Origin of the sequence: Streptomyces sp. NBC_00988 (assembly GCF_045162645.1) — a bacterium.
In the GTDB taxonomy this organism is placed as follows: Bacteria; Actinomycetota; Actinomycetes; order Streptomycetales; family Streptomycetaceae; genus Streptomyces.
Genome location: NZ_CP108730.1, coordinates 11,902,112 through 11,916,368, shown reverse-complemented (window position 1 = coordinate 11,916,368; position 14,257 = coordinate 11,902,112). Strand labels below are relative to the sequence as shown.

General features: G+C 70.1%; 16 protein-coding genes and 1 pseudogene. 11 read left to right on the top strand and 6 right to left on the bottom strand.

What is annotated here, in order from left to right; all coding sequences use genetic code 11:
- The first annotated feature begins 23 nt into the window (after nucleotides 1-23).
- From OG496_RS53645 to OG496_RS53620, 6 genes and pseudogenes are all read left to right on the top strand, one after another.
- Complete coding sequence (locus tag OG496_RS53645; RefSeq protein ID WP_405976270.1) at nucleotides 24-431, top strand: hypothetical protein; 408 nt, start codon at nucleotides 24-26, stop codon at nucleotides 429-431.
- 42 nt (nucleotides 432-473) lie between these two features.
- Nucleotides 474-974, top strand: coding sequence for a sigma-70 family RNA polymerase sigma factor (locus tag OG496_RS53640; RefSeq protein ID WP_405976269.1), 501 nt, complete (start codon nucleotides 474-476; stop codon nucleotides 972-974).
- Nucleotides 961-1,572: a hypothetical protein gene (locus OG496_RS53635; RefSeq protein ID WP_405976268.1), complete on the top strand. Its 612-nt coding sequence runs from the start codon at nucleotides 961-963 to the stop codon at nucleotides 1,570-1,572. Before OG496_RS53640 ends, OG496_RS53635 begins: the two co-directional genes overlap by 14 nt.
- 283 nt (nucleotides 1,573-1,855) lie before the next feature.
- Complete coding sequence (locus OG496_RS53630) at nucleotides 1,856-3,166, top strand: MFS transporter (protein ID WP_405976267.1); 1,311 nt, start codon at nucleotides 1,856-1,858, stop codon at nucleotides 3,164-3,166.
- Nucleotides 3,167-3,248: 82 nt separating this feature from the next.
- Nucleotides 3,249-3,848 carry a TetR/AcrR family transcriptional regulator gene (locus tag OG496_RS53625; RefSeq protein WP_405976266.1) on the top strand — a complete coding sequence of 200 codons (600 nt, stop codon included), beginning with the start codon at nucleotides 3,249-3,251 and terminating at the stop codon, nucleotides 3,846-3,848.
- A 252-nt stretch (nucleotides 3,849-4,100) separates the two neighbouring features.
- Nucleotides 4,101-4,601: pseudogene (locus OG496_RS53620) on the top strand (IS982 family transposase); the annotation flags it as partial.
- Here OG496_RS53620 and OG496_RS53615 read toward each other — a convergent pair.
- The gene (locus OG496_RS53615; protein ID WP_405976899.1) at nucleotides 4,539-4,745 is read right to left on the bottom strand and encodes a hypothetical protein; all 207 of its coding nucleotides are present in this window, start codon (nucleotides 4,743-4,745) and stop codon (nucleotides 4,539-4,541) included. The pseudogene OG496_RS53620 and the gene OG496_RS53615 overlap by 63 nt on opposite strands.
- Here OG496_RS53615 and OG496_RS53610 point away from each other — a divergent pair.
- Nucleotides 4,744-5,706 carry an NAD(P)H-dependent flavin oxidoreductase gene (locus tag OG496_RS53610; RefSeq protein WP_405976265.1) on the top strand — a complete coding sequence of 321 codons (963 nt, stop codon included), beginning with the start codon at nucleotides 4,744-4,746 and terminating at the stop codon, nucleotides 5,704-5,706. The two genes, OG496_RS53615 and OG496_RS53610, sit on opposite strands and share 2 nt — an antisense overlap.
- 72 nt (nucleotides 5,707-5,778) lie before the next feature.
- Here OG496_RS53610 and OG496_RS53605 read toward each other — a convergent pair whose 3' ends face one another.
- The 5 genes from OG496_RS53605 to OG496_RS53585 all read right to left on the bottom strand — a co-directional run bounded on the left by OG496_RS53605 (nucleotide 5,779) and on the right by OG496_RS53585 (nucleotide 9,577).
- Nucleotides 5,779-6,342, bottom strand: a complete 564-nt coding sequence (locus tag OG496_RS53605; protein WP_405976878.1) for a class I SAM-dependent methyltransferase — start codon at nucleotides 6,340-6,342, stop codon at nucleotides 5,779-5,781.
- An 84-nt stretch (nucleotides 6,343-6,426) separates the two neighbouring features.
- Nucleotides 6,427-7,638: an RNA-guided endonuclease InsQ/TnpB family protein gene (locus OG496_RS53600; RefSeq protein WP_405976264.1), complete on the bottom strand. Its 1,212-nt coding sequence runs from the start codon at nucleotides 7,636-7,638 to the stop codon at nucleotides 6,427-6,429.
- A complete protein-coding gene (gene tnpA, locus OG496_RS53595) occupies nucleotides 7,622-8,068 on the bottom strand; it encodes an IS200/IS605 family transposase (RefSeq protein WP_405976877.1) in 447 nt (148 codons plus the stop codon). The genes OG496_RS53600 and tnpA overlap by 17 nt, the downstream gene beginning before the upstream one ends.
- 233 nt (nucleotides 8,069-8,301) lie before the next feature.
- Nucleotides 8,302-8,931, bottom strand: coding sequence for a TOPRIM nucleotidyl transferase/hydrolase domain-containing protein (locus tag OG496_RS53590; RefSeq protein WP_405976263.1), 630 nt, complete (start codon nucleotides 8,929-8,931; stop codon nucleotides 8,302-8,304).
- 139 nt (nucleotides 8,932-9,070) lie between these two features.
- Nucleotides 9,071-9,577 carry a cupin domain-containing protein gene (locus OG496_RS53585; RefSeq protein ID WP_405976262.1) on the bottom strand — a complete coding sequence of 169 codons (507 nt, stop codon included), beginning with the start codon at nucleotides 9,575-9,577 and terminating at the stop codon, nucleotides 9,071-9,073.
- A 151-nt stretch (nucleotides 9,578-9,728) separates the two neighbouring features.
- Between OG496_RS53585 and OG496_RS53580 the strand changes: the two genes are divergently transcribed.
- The 4 genes from OG496_RS53580 to OG496_RS53565 all read left to right on the top strand — a co-directional run bounded on the left by OG496_RS53580 (nucleotide 9,729) and on the right by OG496_RS53565 (nucleotide 14,255).
- Nucleotides 9,729-10,181: an RrF2 family transcriptional regulator gene (locus OG496_RS53580; protein ID WP_405976261.1), complete on the top strand. Its 453-nt coding sequence runs from the start codon at nucleotides 9,729-9,731 to the stop codon at nucleotides 10,179-10,181.
- Nucleotides 10,178-11,110, top strand: coding sequence for a DsbA family protein (locus OG496_RS53575; protein WP_405976260.1), 933 nt, complete (start codon nucleotides 10,178-10,180; stop codon nucleotides 11,108-11,110). The genes OG496_RS53580 and OG496_RS53575 overlap by 4 nt, the downstream gene beginning before the upstream one ends.
- A 493-nt stretch (nucleotides 11,111-11,603) precedes the next feature.
- The gene (locus tag OG496_RS53570; protein ID WP_405976259.1) at nucleotides 11,604-13,163 is read left to right on the top strand and encodes an ABC transporter substrate-binding protein; all 1,560 of its coding nucleotides are present in this window, start codon (nucleotides 11,604-11,606) and stop codon (nucleotides 13,161-13,163) included.
- Nucleotides 13,164-13,223: 60 nt separating this feature from the next.
- A complete protein-coding gene (locus OG496_RS53565; protein WP_405976258.1) occupies nucleotides 13,224-14,255 on the top strand; it encodes an ABC transporter permease in 1,032 nt (343 codons plus the stop codon).
- The last annotated feature ends 2 nt before the right edge of the window (nucleotides 14,256-14,257 follow it).

The following is a 14,257-nucleotide window of genomic DNA, read 5'->3' as shown; positions in this document are numbered from 1 at the left end:
CACGACGAACGTGAGGATGGACAATGCAGCACCGCACGTTGGGATTCGCCGCTGTCGGCGCCGCCGCCGCGGGCCTGTGCGCCGTGTTGGCCACGACGGCACCGGCCTCGTCCGGCCACGGAACCGCAGCGCGGACCGTCGAGCACACGCAGACGGTGGCCAAGGATGCCGCGCGACAGAAGGCGACCTCCGACGACAGGACCAAGACCCAGACCAAGAACCAGTCCTCCGAGGAGAACCGACAGCTCCTGAAGATCCAGATGGAGATCAAGAGGACGCCCGCCGGCCCGACCGGGGCCCAGGTCGCCGAAGCCGACAAGCTGGTCGGGGAGTTGAAGGCGCAGGGCAGGGCCACCGCCGCGCAGCTGGCCTGGCTGGCGCTGACTCCCGCCGAGAAGCGCGTGGCGCCGGCACCGGTGGGCACGGACTGAGTGGAGCGTGACAGTGGCGGTGCCCGAGGACGGCGGACCGGCGTGACGGACTTCGAGGAGTTCTACGAGTCGGCGTACGCGCGGCTGGTCGGTCAGCTGTTCTCGGTCACCGGCAGTCTCGAACAGGCCGAGGACGTCGTGCAGGAGGCGTTCATCCGGGCCCTGGACCGCTGGCCCCGGATCCAGGCCTACGACGTGCCGGAACTGTGGGTGCGCCGGGTGGCGATCAACCTCGCGGTCAGCGAGATCCGGCGGTTGCGCCGACGCGCCGCGGCGCTGCTGCGCCTGGGTGCGCAGCGCCCGCTGCCCCAACTCACCCCGCAGACGGTCGAGATCGCCGAGATCCTGCGGCGGGTACCGGTGAACCAGCGCCCTGTCCTGTTGCTGCACGACGTACTGGATCTGCCGGTCGAGCAGGTCGCCGAGCAACTGGGCCTGCCGGTGAGCACCGTGCGCGGCAGGCTCGCCCGCGCCCGCGCGAACCTCGCCCGCCACCTCGCCGCCGACCCGGAAGGAGCTCTGTCCCACCATGGCCGACCCTGAACACGGTCTACGGCAACTCGTCGAGGAAGGCACCCGGTCCGCACGGCGGCCACCCCTCGCGGACCTACGGCATCGCGCCCGGCGCCGCCGCACCGTGCGCGAGGTCGCGACCGTCACGGCCGTAGCCGCCGCGGTGCTGGCGGTCTTCCCCCTGGTCGCCCGGGAACAATCCGGAACCAGTGCCCCCGGCCCGACGGCGTCCCACACCCGCCCGCCCACACCCACCGGCCCCGCCGAGCCCCTGCTCGCCTCACCGGCCGAGACCGTGCCGGGCGGCACCGTCACGCTCACGGGCACGGGCTGCGCGCCCGGGAAGGCGGTGACCCTCGGGATCCGCTGGGATCGCGGTGCGAAGCTGAGTCCCTCGACGGAGGAACAGAAGAAATCACCGGGTCACCCCCAGGCGACCGCCGCGGCCGCCGGGACACACCAGCTCTCCTCGGTCGACGCACTCCCCACCGGCTCCTTCGAGGCCAAGGTCAGGATCCCGACCAGCCCCGTGATCAACAGGCCCACCCTGTGGGCCAGTTGCGGGACCTCGACTTCGTCCCGCCAGCTCACCCAGTACGTCTCGATCGTCGTCCGCAACCCCAACTAGCCCCTATCGGCTCCCACTTGCGCCCGCTGCCGTGAGGAGGGCGACTGTCGCCGGAGAGGCGTGGTGCCTTCGCTGTCGGCCCGCTCCGGGTCGGCTCCGGTGCGCAGTGCCGCGGTCACAACGGCGGTGTCCCCTACCGCTCCGAAGTCCGCCGTGAGCCGCGAGCCCGTGAGCGCGCCCCGAGCGCCGCTCACCTCTCCCGCTTGACCTGAGTAGACCTGTCTGTCTAATCTGATGCACGACTAGACAGACAGGTCTACTCACACTTCGGACGGGAATGGTCATGACGAATCTCTCGGTCGTCCCGGCGTCCAAACCGGCGCGCACCTCGGATGCGGCGCCTGCCGACGCCGGATCCGCTTCCGTTGCCGTATCCGCGCGGGGTCGGCGGCTGCCGCCGAACGTGGCGCTGTACGTACTCGCCTCGATCACCATCTCGTTCCTGGCGGCCTCCAGCGCGCCGACCCCGCTCTACGCGGTCTATCAGGCCGAATGGGGCTTCGACCCGATCACCACCACCGTGGTCTTCGGCGTCTACGCGGTGGCCGTGCTGCTCGGGCTGCTCACCATGGGCAAGCTCTCCGACCACGTCGGCAGGCGGCCGGTGCTGCTGGCCGCGCTGGCGGCGCAGGCCACCTCGATGGTCGTGTTCGCCACCGCCGACGGCGTGTCGGGGCTGATGATCGCCCGGATCGTCCAGGGACTGTCGACCGGCGCCGCGCTCGGCGCGATCGGGGCGGGGATGATGGACATCGACCGGCCGCGCGGCACGATCACGAACGCGGTCGTCCCGGGCATCGGCACGGCGACCGGCGCGTTGGTCTCCGGCCTTGTCGTCCAGTTCCTGCCCGCCCCCACGCATCTGGTCTACCTCGGGCTGCTGGCGGTCTTCGTCCTCCAGGCCGTCGCCGTCGCGCTGATGGCGGAGACGGTGACCCGCAAGCCGGGGGCGCTGGCCAGCCTGGCGCCGGAGATCAAGCTGCCGCGCGCCGTACGCCGCCCGATGCTGGTGGCCGCGCCGGTGCTGTTCGCCGTCTGGGCGCTGGCCGGGCTGTACGGATCGCTCGGCCCGTCCCTCGCACGGCAGTTGACCGGTTCCAGGTCCGAAGTCCTGGGCGGGCTGAGCCTGTTCGTGCTCGCCGGGGTGGCCGCCGTCTCGGTGCTGGTCCTGCGGAAAGCGGCGACCCGGACGGTGATGCTCACCGGCATCCTCGCGCTGATCGCCGGGGTGGCCCTCACCCTGGTCTCGATCCGCGACTCCTCCGCCACCGGCTTCTTCGTCGGCACCGCCGTCGCGGGCGTCGGCTTCGGCAGCGGGTTCCAGGGCGGCATCCGTACGGTGATGCCGCTGGCCCGGCCGCACGAGAGTTCCGGGGTGCTGTCGCTGCTCTTCATCGTCTCCTACCTGGGCATGGGGGTGCCTGCCGTGATCGCCGGGTTCCTCGTCGTCCACGGGGGCGGACTGACCGCCACCGCGCAGGAGTACGGCGTCGCCGTGATCGTCCTCGCGGCGTTCGCACTGCTCAGGCTGGAACGCGGCGGCCGAGACGGGGCGGCGGTCCTGCCCGGCGAGCGGGTCGGCGGCAACGCCTGAGGGCTGACCTCCGGCCGGGACTCGGCCGATGGGCCGCGGCCGGGGCACAATGTAGACAGATCTGTCTGAAGGAGTGACCGTCATGGCGAGTGTCCAGAGCACCTCGAAGCCGTCGGCGCGTGAGCGCCTGCTCGCGTCCGCGAACGAGCTGTTCTACGCCGAGGGCGTGCAGAGCGTCGGGATCGACCGGGTCATCGAGCACGCGGGCGTGGCCAAGGCGTCGCTGTACAACACCTTCGGCGGCAAGGAGCAGCTCGTCCGGGCGTACCTCGACACCCGGCACGCGGGCACCGCCGACCGGATCACCCGGGCCGTCGCGGAGCACGACACGCCCCGCGAGCAGATGCTGGCGGTCTTCGAGTCCCAGGGGCGGCAGTTCGACCGGCCCGACTTCCGCGGCTGCGCCTTCATCCGCGCCGGCGCCGAGGCCGGCCCCGGCGGGCTGGTCCAGGAAGCGGCGGACGCCTTCCGCGGCTGGATGCGCGAACTCTTCACCCACCTCGCCGCCGAGGCCGGCGCCGCCCACCCCGACGCCCTGGGCCACCAGCTCCAACTCCTCTACGACGGCGCCGGCATCTCCGCCCTGATGGACCACGACTCCGCCTCCACAGTGGCCGCGGCCTCCCGCGCGGCGGCGACCGCCCTGATCGCGGCGGCGACCGGCGCATCCGCCGAGGCATGAGCGGCGCTCGGCACGCGGGGCGGGACCGAGAGGGTGAACCACGCGGTGCGCCAGGGATACCGACGCGGCATCGGTAGAGCGGCTTAGGCCAACGCACCGGGCCGCCGACTCCGGTCGAGCCCGATCCCCGGCCGGTGCGCCGCGGCCCGCTCGGCCGACGTCTGTCCGCCGGTTTCCCGACGCAGCACCACCAGATGATCGATTCCGAGGGATCGGCTGCGCGCATGGGACGAAGGCGTCCAACGTCAGTGCGTGAAGACAGAGTTGGACATCCTCGCGACCGCACTCGCCGCGAAGACCGACGACCTGCGGAAGGCATCCCCGCAGCTCGCACCATGGCGGCCTGCCGTGGGGATCACCCCGCGGCTCACCGACGCCGAGCTGGTCACCCTGGCGATCACGCAGGCCATGCCCGGCTTCACCGCCGAGGCCAGATGACTCCGCCACGCCCGTTCCCACCTGCGGCACCTCTTCCCGTGCCTGCCGAAAGCCACCCGGCTGCCGGCCAGCGATACCTCGGTGTGGAGCGACGCCGTGTGGATCGTGGACTCCACGCCCGGTGGACTGCGGCCGCTCCCGCCAGACCGTCAAACGCTCCGACCTGGCCGGATGGGCCGAGTACGGCTACCGCGCCAGCCACAGCCGCTTCTTCTGGAGCCTGCGGCTGCACCTGGTGCGCACCCCCAGGACCTACCCGTCGCCTTCGCCCTGACCGGCGCCAAGGCCGACGAACGCGAGACCATGCTCGATCTCGAACAGCACCGAGGACGCACACCCGGCGCTGTCGTTGCCCGTGTCATGCAGATATTGATCATCCAAGTTCGGGCCGCGCGGCCGAGCCACTCCTGTCCGCGGCGCTTCACCTCGTCCGGCGGCAAGGGTGATGATGGCGGCCATGACACTGTCGACGGCGTTCACGAAGTTGTTCGGTGTGCACCACCCGATCGCGTTGGCGCCGATGGGTGGATCGGCCGGTGGTGCGCTGACCGCGGCCGTCTCCCGCGGTGGCGGGCTGGGGCTGCTGGGCAGCGCCAACGGTGAACGCGACTGGCTGGCCCGCGAGTTGGCCATCGTCGCCGAGCAGACGACGAAGCCGTGGGGCATCGGCTTCCTCACCTGGCAGATCGATGTCGACGCGGTCGAGCACGCGCTGGAACACAGCCCTGCCGCGGTGATGCTGTCGTTCGGGGACCCGACCCCGTTCGCCGAGCGCGTCCGCCGGGCCGGTACCGCATTGATCATCCAGGTCACCGATCTGGAAGAAGCGAGGCGCGCGGTCGACCTGGGCGCCGACGTCATCGTGGCGCAGGGATCCGAGAGCGGCGGGCACGGAGCCCGGCACGGTCGATCCACGCTGCCGTTCGTGCCGGTCGTCGTGGATCTTGCGGCTCCCGTGCCCGTGCTCGCGGCCGGCGGGATCGCCGACGGGCGCGGGGTGGCCGCCGCGCTCGCCCTCGGGGCCGCCGGAGCGCTCATCGGCACCCGCTTCCAGGCCACGACCGAAGCCCTGATCCCTCCCGCGACCGCCACAGCCATCGTCCAGGGGCACGGTGAGGACACCGAGCGGAACCGCGTCCTCGACATCGCCCGGGATTCCAGTTGGCCGTCGGCATACACCGCCCGCACGCTCGGCCATCCCTTCCTCGACGCATGGCGCGGCCGGGAGACCGAACTCGCCGACGACCCCCACGCCAGACAGGACTACCAACTCGCCCTGTCCCGGGGCGACATACCCGCGCTGCCCATCTGGGCCGGCGAGGCAGTCGACCTCATCGACGACCTGCCGTCCGCCGCCGACCTCGTCAACACCCTTGCCACGCAGGCCGAGGACGCGCTCGCCCGGGCGGGCAGGGGTTGAGGGACGAAAGGTGAGGACACCCCTTGTCGGCAGCGCATCCGACTCGCTGCGCCTCGACGCGGATGACCGAACTCACCGGCCAGAGACGGCAGTTGATTGAACACAGGGTTTGCGGGCGAGGATCTGGATCCCCGTCGACTCATGTCCGTTCATCGTGGGCACCGCGATGGTCCGGGTCGTGAGAGTTTCGAAGCCGCTCAGCAGGGTGGTGAGCCATGCACGGGAGTGGTGGCGACAGACGGCACCGTCGTCGGTCTCGAACACGCCGTAGTCCGCACAGCGGGTGGCGTAGCGGTCGTAGCGGCAGCGGTTGCGTTCGTCGTCCTGGAGGAGAAGGTCACTGAGGTAGAGGATTCCGCCGGGCTTGAGGATGCGGTGCAGCTCGGCGATCAGGCGGAGTTGTGCTTCGTCGGCGGGGACGCAGGTCAGTACGGCGAAGAGCAGCACGGCGTCGAAGGCGGCGCGCGGCGAGGGCCACGCCGGGGGTGCGTCGAGGGTGGCGAAGTGGAGGGTGGGGTGCAGGTGCCGGGCTCGTTCGATCATGGCCGGTGAGGTGTCGGCGCCCGTAAGGTTGTCGAAGCCGTGCTGTTCGAGTTCCTCCATGGTGCGGCCGTAGCCGCATCCGTAGTCGAGAATCGCGGCGCGTCTGCTGAGCCCGTCCAGCCAGGGTGGGTGACTCCTCCCCCCGCATAAATCCGGGGGGGCTTCTCCTGTCGATGGCTAGGCCACGTCCGGAAGGACCAGCCCGGCCCTGATAGCGACGTTGAGTGCGCCTACCTGATCGGCGTTGTCGGTGTGACCGCACTGGGTGCACTCGAACTTCTCTTGCGTGGGGCGGTTCTCGCCGGACACGTGCCCGCAGGCGGGGCAGGTGCGGGAGGTGTTGCGGGGGTCCACCGGGATCAGCTTGCGACCGGCGCTTTCAGCCTTGTGCGCGAGGATGCCCAGGAACACCCCCCAACCCGCGTCGTGGATGCTCTTGTTCAGGCCGGTCTTCGCGGCGGCTCCGTTCGGGAGGAACGCGCCAGGATTCCCGGTGTCAGGTTTGGGCTTGGGGGCGCGGACCATGTTCGCGATGCTCAGGCGCTCGTGCGCAATGACGTCATAGGTGCGGACCATCGCGAGAGCGGTCTTGTGTGCGTGGTCGGTGCGCTGGCGGCGCACCTTGCGGTGCAGAGCGGCGACCTTCTCGACCGCCCGGCGGTGCCGGGCGGTGCGGTTCTCCCGCTTACGGCGCGGGAACTCCTTGAGCGCGCGCTGAGCGTCGGCGAGGGCTTCGGCATTGCGCCGTCCATGCCTCGGGTTGGGCTGGTGCTCACCCTCGGAGGTGGTGAGAAAGTGGGCTACGCCCATGTCGATGCCAGTCACGGTGCCGGTCGCGGGGAGCGGTTCGGCGGGGACTTCGTCGCAGGCGAGGATGACGTACCACTGCCGCCCCTCGCGCTTGATGCTGACGGTCTTGACCCGGCCGCGCACCGGACGGTGCTGGTGGACGCGGACGTGCCCGACGCCTTGCAGCCGCACACGGGTGACCGGGTCGTGCGGGGTGGAGTCCCAGCGGCAGCCGTCCCCGTCCTTGGGGAAGTCCACCGTGTCGAACCAGTTCACCCCACGAAAACGCGGATATCCGGGCTTCTCGCCGGACTTGACCCGGAGAAAGAACGCAGCGAAGGCCTTGTCAAGACGGCGCAAGGTCGCCTGCTGCGAGCTGAACGACCAGCGGCCCTGACGCTCCGGGTCGAACGCCCGGATCTCCTTGAGCTGCGCGGACTGCTGCCCGTACTTGGTGCTCGTCTTCGAAGCGTGCCGGTAGGCGTCACGACGTTCCTGCAACGCCCCGTTGTACAGCGAGCAGTGATCCCGAAGCATCTCGGACAGGGCTTGCGCCTGGCGGACGGTGGGGCGCAGGAGGAACTTATACGCGCGGTGCACGCTCGGCTTCCTCCTTCTGTTTCTTCGTCCAGGGGCGTTCCCACTGGGTGTTGATGTACTTCTCCACCGTGTCCACGCTGACCGCGCCGACCGAGGCGACGAAGAACGACGACGACCACAGGGTGGGCATCTGAGACTTCAGGTGCGGGAACTCCTGACGGAGCACGCGCGAAGTGAAGCCCTTGAACTGGTTCGCGACGTAGGACGCCGACGCCTTCGGCTCGTGCTTGACGAACAGGTGTACGTGGTCGGGCATCACCTCAAGGGCGATGATCTCCCAGCCCTTTTCTGCGGCCTTGGCCTCGATCAGCTCGCGCAGCCGGACCGCGACCCGGCCGCCGAGAACCCTGCGGCGGTATTTGGGGCACCACACCACATGCAGCCCCAAGTCGTACACACCACCGGAATACCGGCGAACCTTCCGCGCCACAGTCACAACGATCACTATACACGTGACGGGCATCTAGTCGGTGAGGGCCAACAGTGCAGACTCGTGTGCACAGTTGATGTCAGAGCAGCCCTGAGAAGCGATTCCCCCCACGCCTAAACGCGCGGATCCCCTCGCTAGATAGCTGATGGAGTGGATGAGTGAAGGTCTTCGTTGCCGCAGCCGCGTCCCAGTAGGGAATCTGACTGTCCGGGTCGGACACGACGTATGCCTTCCTAGGCGGGCGCCAAGGCGGCGGTGAGCAGGGCGGCCAGCGGTGCCGGGACGTGTTCGGGGTCGAGGGCCTCGGTGAGGACGCGGCCGTAGTGGATTTTGCGGCCCTTCTTCGTGCCCAGGAAGCGTCTGAACTGCTGCTGCGGGTCACGGCCTCGCTGGGCGGGCTGGCGCAGGAAGGTGGTCAGGGCGCGGTGGTCGCCTTCTGCCCGGACGAGTTCCTCGACCCGTGTCACGCCGAGGACGCGGATCAGTTCGTCCTCCAGGTCCGCCGCGCAGACGAAGAAGGTCTGCTCCGCCGCGCCGGCGCGGGAGAAGCCGCGGGCGTAGTAGGGGCGTTCGGCCTCGTCGCACAGTCCCGTGAGGCGGAGGCCCAGTCCGGGTGGACCGAGGAGTCGGGCGTAGTGCGCGACGCTCATCGCGCCACCGATCGACAGGACGCAGACTCCTTCGGCCGCCAGGTTCCGGCCGCGGCTCTCCGCCAGCGCCTCGACCGCCGCGACGTCGCTGGGCCCTTCGAGCAGGACGGCCGTCCGGACGGGCAACCGTGCGGCCAGTGAGCGCGCGGTGTCGCCGGGGCCACCCGTCGCCCACGCGGTGACCGCGTCCCGGAACGCCTCCATGTCAGTCATGACACGAGTCTCGGCCCGTACCGACCGCATCGCGAGGGAATTAATGGCGGGACGTCGATCGGAGGGCAGTGATCAACCGCCCAACTGCTGTACACATCACAGCCGTTGGGTGAGCCGCGCGCCCCCGCAGCAGTCGATCTCAGCCCTCCCCCGCCCCCAGCACGTACAGCCCCGGAAGGTTCACGACGATCGCCTCCTGTGTGCTGCGTGCGATCACCACCACGGCCTCGTCCGCAGGGTCCGGGTTCTCCTCCCGGTGCGGGACGAACGGCGGTACGAAGATGTAGTCACCCGGGGACGTGCGCAGGCGGATCTCCTCCAGCTGTGGGCCCGTGTCGTCGAGGAAGACGAACTCGGGGTGGCCGCTCACCACGTAGATGGCGGTCTCGGATTCGCCGTGGTGGTGGTCGGAGGAGGCGGTGGAGGGGGCGACGTGGGTCTGACCCATCCACAGTTTTTCGGAACCGACCGTCTTCCCGCTCACCGCGGCGAACCTGCGCATGCCGCCGCTCTGTGCCGTGTCGCCGTCGAGGGCGTCGGCGCGGACGTGGTGCAGGCGGCTGCGCAGGGGGGCGGTGGACTGCCCTGCGGCGTCGTGGAGATGGGGGTGGAAACCTTCGCCGGGCGTTGTCAGCGGCTCGCTCATGCTGAGGGACGCTAGAGCCGCCCGGAAAAGGATGTCAAGAGGTGTCCATTGTCCTTCACCTGCGGCAATGTTCCCGCAATGTATGAGGAGAGGTGGGAGGGGAAGCGGCGGAACCTCTCGTCGCGGGGCCCGCGTCGGGCATTATGTGCGCATGCATATCTCCGCGAAGGCGGACTACGCCACGCGGGCCCTGTTGGAGCTCGCCTGCGAACCTGCCCGTCCGCTCACGTGCGAGGCGATCGCCTCCTCGCAGCAGATCCCGTTCCGGTTCCTGAAGTCCGTGGTGGGCGAGTTGCGCAGAGCCGGCCTGGTCCGCAGCCAGCGTGGCTGCGAAGGCGGCTACTGGCTCGGCCGGCCCGCCGACGAGATCACGCTCCTCGACGTCGCCCGTGCCGTGGACGGCGAGTTGATCACCCTCCGCGGTGAACCCCTCGCCGGACTCGACTACCCCGGCCCCGCCTCCGGTCTGCCGGGGGTGTGGCGCCGGATCGAGGCCGAGGCCGCCGCCGTCCTGAGTGGCACGACGCTGGCCACCCTGCTGCCCGCCTCCGCTGGCGAACAGCACGCGGTGGAGGAGCAGTTGACCCGCCAGGGAGCCGCATGACGGCCCCGGACCAGCACGCCGCCAAGGCCTCCGAGGTCCTCGAAGTCGTCGAGTACACCGACCCCCTGTGTCCCTGGGCCTGGGGATCCGAACCCGTCTTCCGCCGGCTGCGCGCGGCCTTCGCCGGACAGGTTCACTGGCGCCGCGCGTACTGCATCCTCTTCGACCACGACGACGACCCCGCGCCCGACCCGGCCGCGGAAACCGCCTGGTACGCGCGCTATGTCGAGGACATCAGCGCCCACACCCACGCCCCGCGGGCACGTCACCTGAGCCGCGTGGCCGCGAGTTCCTGGCCGGCCTCCCTGGTCGCCAAGGCGGCCGAAGCACAGGGTGCCGACGTGGCGGACCGGGTGCTACGGCGGCTGCGGGAGAGCGTGTTCGTGCTCGGGCAGCCCGCGGACACCCCCGCGTCGGCGCTGTCGGTGGTGTCCGGCGTGCCCGGTCTCGATGCCGGGCGGCTCGCGACCGACGCGGCATCGGCCGACGTACTGGAGAGAGTGCGAGCCGACCGTGCCGAAGCCCGCGGGCCGGTCGACGACGTGCTGTCGGTGCGCGCCGAGGGCTCGCCCCATCCCGGTGCCGCCAAGGAGACTCCGGACGGCCAACACCGGTACGCACTGCCGACGTTGCTCCTGCGCACCGCCGCCGGGTATCGCGTCGTACCCGGCTGGCGGCCGTACGAGGAGTACGTCTCGGCCGTCGCCGAACTCGGCCCCAGGCTGCTGCCCGCGCCCACGGCGCTGGAGCCGGCGGACGCGCTCGCGCGGTACCGGACCCTGACCGAACCCGAGCGCACGTCGTTGACCGACGGCAGCCCATGGCCTCCGGCCGGGGCCGTCCGGGTCGACACCGGCAACGGGCCGCTGTGGCTGCACCCGGAGGAGGCCGCGGCACATCCCGCGGTAGCCCCCGCCCCTTCCTCCTGACCCTGACAGGGCTCTGATCAGGGGTCAGAGACCGTCCCGCCCAATGAGACACCAATTGGTGTCCATTGACAGCCTCGGACGGCTGGCCCCAGGATGTGCAGCATGCTCACGACGCACCCCGGTGTGGTGTGCCGCTACGTGGACCTGCGGCGCACCTGCAGCGCTCTCTGTCGCTGACCCGCCGACCCCGGCCCACAGGCGCCTGACCCCGCTCCCGTAGACACCGGCACTCCGCCGGCTCGCCGCCCAGCGCCGTCTCCTCGCGCCCCCTCTCGCGTTTCGTCGCCTCCTCTGCCTCCCTCCGTGTCCCGGGCCCTCCCCCGCGATCCGCCGACGCCCCCTGCTCTGGGCGCGGCATGCCTCCGTGCATATCGAAGCCGCACCGGCATGTCCGTCGTCCCGGTCTCCGTGGTGTCCGGACCCCAGGTGTGCCGCCCTCGCTTCCTTTCCGCTGCCCCGGCGCGGCCGGGAGCCCTCGAAGAAAGAAACGAAGATGTCCGGACGACTCACGCCCCGCAGCCGTCGGGCGGCCTTCCGCCCCGGCAAGCTGCGCGCCGCCGCCCTGGGTACCGCCCTCGCCACCGTGCTCGTCCCCGCCCTCAGCGCCTGCGGCGGCGACGCCTCGACGGCCGGCGGCGGCGCAACGTTGAAGTGGGCCTCCTCCTACTTCCCCGCCCACTGGGACCCGGTCGTCAGCGGCAGTGGCGCCCAGTTCCGTGAACTCGCCCTGGTCTACGCCTCGTTGACCCGTACGGACGCGACCGGCAAGGCCGTGCCCGACCTGGCCAAGAGCTGGGAGTACAACGCCAAGGGCGATCAGATCACGTTCCATCTGCGCCCGGGCCTCAAGTTCAGCGACGGTACGCCGGTCGACGCGACCGCCGTGAAGGCCGCCATCGTGCGCGCCCAGAAGCAGAAGAACTCGGCGCTCTTCGGCGACCTCACCTCCATCAAGTCGGTGGACGCCAACGGGCTGGACGCGGTGCTCCACCTCAGCCAGGTCGACTACCAGATCCCCCAGCTCCTGGGCGAGCGCGTGCTCCAGATCGCCAGCCCGAAGGCGGCCGCGTCGCCCACCAAGCTGGACCAGAACCCGGTCGGCGCGGGCCCGTTCACCGTCACCCAGCTCGTCCCGGGCACCAAGGTGCTGCTGAAGAAGAACCCCGACTACTGGGACGCCAAGGACATCCACATCGACAACGTCGAACTGACCTCGGCCCCCGACGCGGCGACCGTCGTCTCCGGACTCCAGACCGGCGTCTACAACTTCGCCGACATCGCACCCAGTCAGGCCGAGGCCGCCAAGAAGGCCGGACTCGACGTCTTCGTACAGCCCGGCTTCAACGCCTCCAACATCAGCCTCAACGTCAACAAGGCACCGTTCAACAACACCAAGGTCGTCGACGCGGTCCGCTACGCGATCAACCGCCAGGAGTTCGTTGACAAGCTGACCTTCGGCTACGGCTCGGTCACCAACCAGCCGTTCCCCAAGGGCTATGTGGCCTACGACCCGCAGTCCGCGAACGACTACGCCTACGACCCGGCCAAGTCGAAGCAGTTGCTCTCCGAGGCCGGTTACAAGGCGGGCCAGATCAAGCTCAGCCTGGTCATCCCGGCGGAAGACCCCTCGGCGGAGATCGTCCAGGCGCAGTTGGCGAAGGTCGGCATCACCGTCGACATCAAGGTGGACAAGAACTGGGCCACCCCGTTCTTCGCGAAGAACCTGACGCTCTCCATCTACGGGACGACGGGGCGTGACTCCGCCGCACAGACCCTCACCGCGCACTTCGGTCCGAACGGCCCGCTCAACCTCAGTACGCCGTACGAGCCTTCGGGCTTCGAGGCGGCCATCGCCAAGGTGCGGCAGACACCGCTGGACTCCCCCGACTACGCGAAGGTCCTCCAGGCGGCGACCCGGGCCGGTCTGCAGAGCAAGGCGCTGGTCTTCACGTACTCCTCGCCCAACCTCATCGCGAAGAGCAAGTCCATCTCCGCCCTGCCCAAGAACCCGGCCCACATCGACTGGACCGGCGTGACCATCGGCTCCAACTGACGTTCCGTCACATCCCTTGCAGGCACTACCCGTACAGCCACTACAGAGAGGGGGCAAGCCATGACGACGACGGAGGCACCGGCCACACCACCCGACGTCCGTCACCGGATCGCCACGACCGGGACGCGGCACACCGTGGGCCGCGTCCTGGTCACCCTCGCCCGGTCGATCGCGATCTTCGTGCCCGTGTTCCTGGTCGCGACGTTCGTGACGTTCGCGCTGCGATCACTGAGCGGGCTCAGCCCGGCGCGGATCCAGCTGGGCGAGGAAGCAACTCCCGAGGCGGTAGCGAGAGTTGAAGCACACTGGGGGCTCAACCGGCCCTTCCTCGTCCAGTACGTGGACTGGCTGGGCGGGGTCCTGCACGGGCAGCTCGGCACCAGCTGGACCAACGGCGCCGACATCTCCACCCTCATCGGACTCGGCCTGGGCGTGAGCCTGTCGGTGGCGTTCTTCGCGCTGCTCATCGGCGTGGTCGCGGGCTTCGCCCTCGGCACGCTCGCCGCACTGCGCCATACGACCTGGATCGACCGCGCCATCACGGGCTTCGTCACGGTGATCTCGGTGATGCCCGCGTTCGTCGTCGGCATCGTGCTGGTCGCGGTGTTCGCGGTCGGACTGCATGTGTTCCCGTCCGCCGGATACGTCCCGGCGGCGCAGGGGGTCGGGCCCTGGCTCGCCCATATCACCCTGCCCGCCGTCGCGTTGAGCTTCGACGTCATCGCCGACGTCGCCCGCCAACTGCGCACCAGCCTCATCGCCGCCTACCGCGAGAACTACGTGACCGGCGCGGTCGTGCGGGGCCTCAGTCCACGCCGCATCTTCTTCGGCCATGTGCTGCGCAACGGCCTCGGCCCGACGCTCGCCACGCTCGGCCTGAAGTTCCCCACCCTCGTCGGCGCCTCCGTCGTCACCGAGTGGATCTTCGGGCTCCAGGGGTTCGGCCGGTTCGCCAACGACTCCGCCCAGGCCGGTGACGTACCGGCCGTCCAGGGAGTCCTCGTGGTGTCGATCGTCCTGGTCGTCGCCTTCAACCTGATCGTCAACCTGGTGCTGGCGCGTGTGACGCCGGCGTCGCAGCGGGGGGTGTGACC

Bases quoted from the DNA above. Each gene is read 5' to 3' on its own strand.
- OG496_RS53575 (WP_405976260.1), top strand. From the start codon at position 10,178: ATGACGGCCCCGGACCAGCACGCCGCCAAGGCCTCCGAGGTCCTCGAA.
- OG496_RS53565 (WP_405976258.1), top strand. From the start codon at position 13,224: ATGACGACGACGGAGGCACCGGCCACACCACCCGACGTCCGTCACCGG.
- OG496_RS53580 (WP_405976261.1), top strand. From the start codon at position 9,729: ATGCATATCTCCGCGAAGGCGGACTACGCCACGCGGGCCCTGTTGGAG.
- OG496_RS53635 (WP_405976268.1), top strand. From the start codon at position 961: ATGGCCGACCCTGAACACGGTCTACGGCAACTCGTCGAGGAAGGCACC.
- OG496_RS53610 (WP_405976265.1), top strand. From the start codon at position 4,744: ATGACACTGTCGACGGCGTTCACGAAGTTGTTCGGTGTGCACCACCCG.
- OG496_RS53645 (WP_405976270.1), top strand. From the start codon at position 24: ATGCAGCACCGCACGTTGGGATTCGCCGCTGTCGGCGCCGCCGCCGCG.
- OG496_RS53590 (WP_405976263.1), bottom strand. From the start codon at position 8,931: ATGACTGACATGGAGGCGTTCCGGGACGCGGTCACCGCGTGGGCGACG.
- OG496_RS53625 (WP_405976266.1), top strand. From the start codon at position 3,249: ATGGCGAGTGTCCAGAGCACCTCGAAGCCGTCGGCGCGTGAGCGCCTG.
- OG496_RS53615 (WP_405976899.1), bottom strand. From the start codon at position 4,745: ATGGCCGCCATCATCACCCTTGCCGCCGGACGAGGTGAAGCGCCGCGG.
- OG496_RS53630 (WP_405976267.1), top strand. From the start codon at position 1,856: ATGACGAATCTCTCGGTCGTCCCGGCGTCCAAACCGGCGCGCACCTCG.
- OG496_RS53585 (WP_405976262.1), bottom strand. From the start codon at position 9,577: ATGAGCGAGCCGCTGACAACGCCCGGCGAAGGTTTCCACCCCCATCTC.
- OG496_RS53570 (WP_405976259.1), top strand. From the start codon at position 11,604: ATGTCCGGACGACTCACGCCCCGCAGCCGTCGGGCGGCCTTCCGCCCC.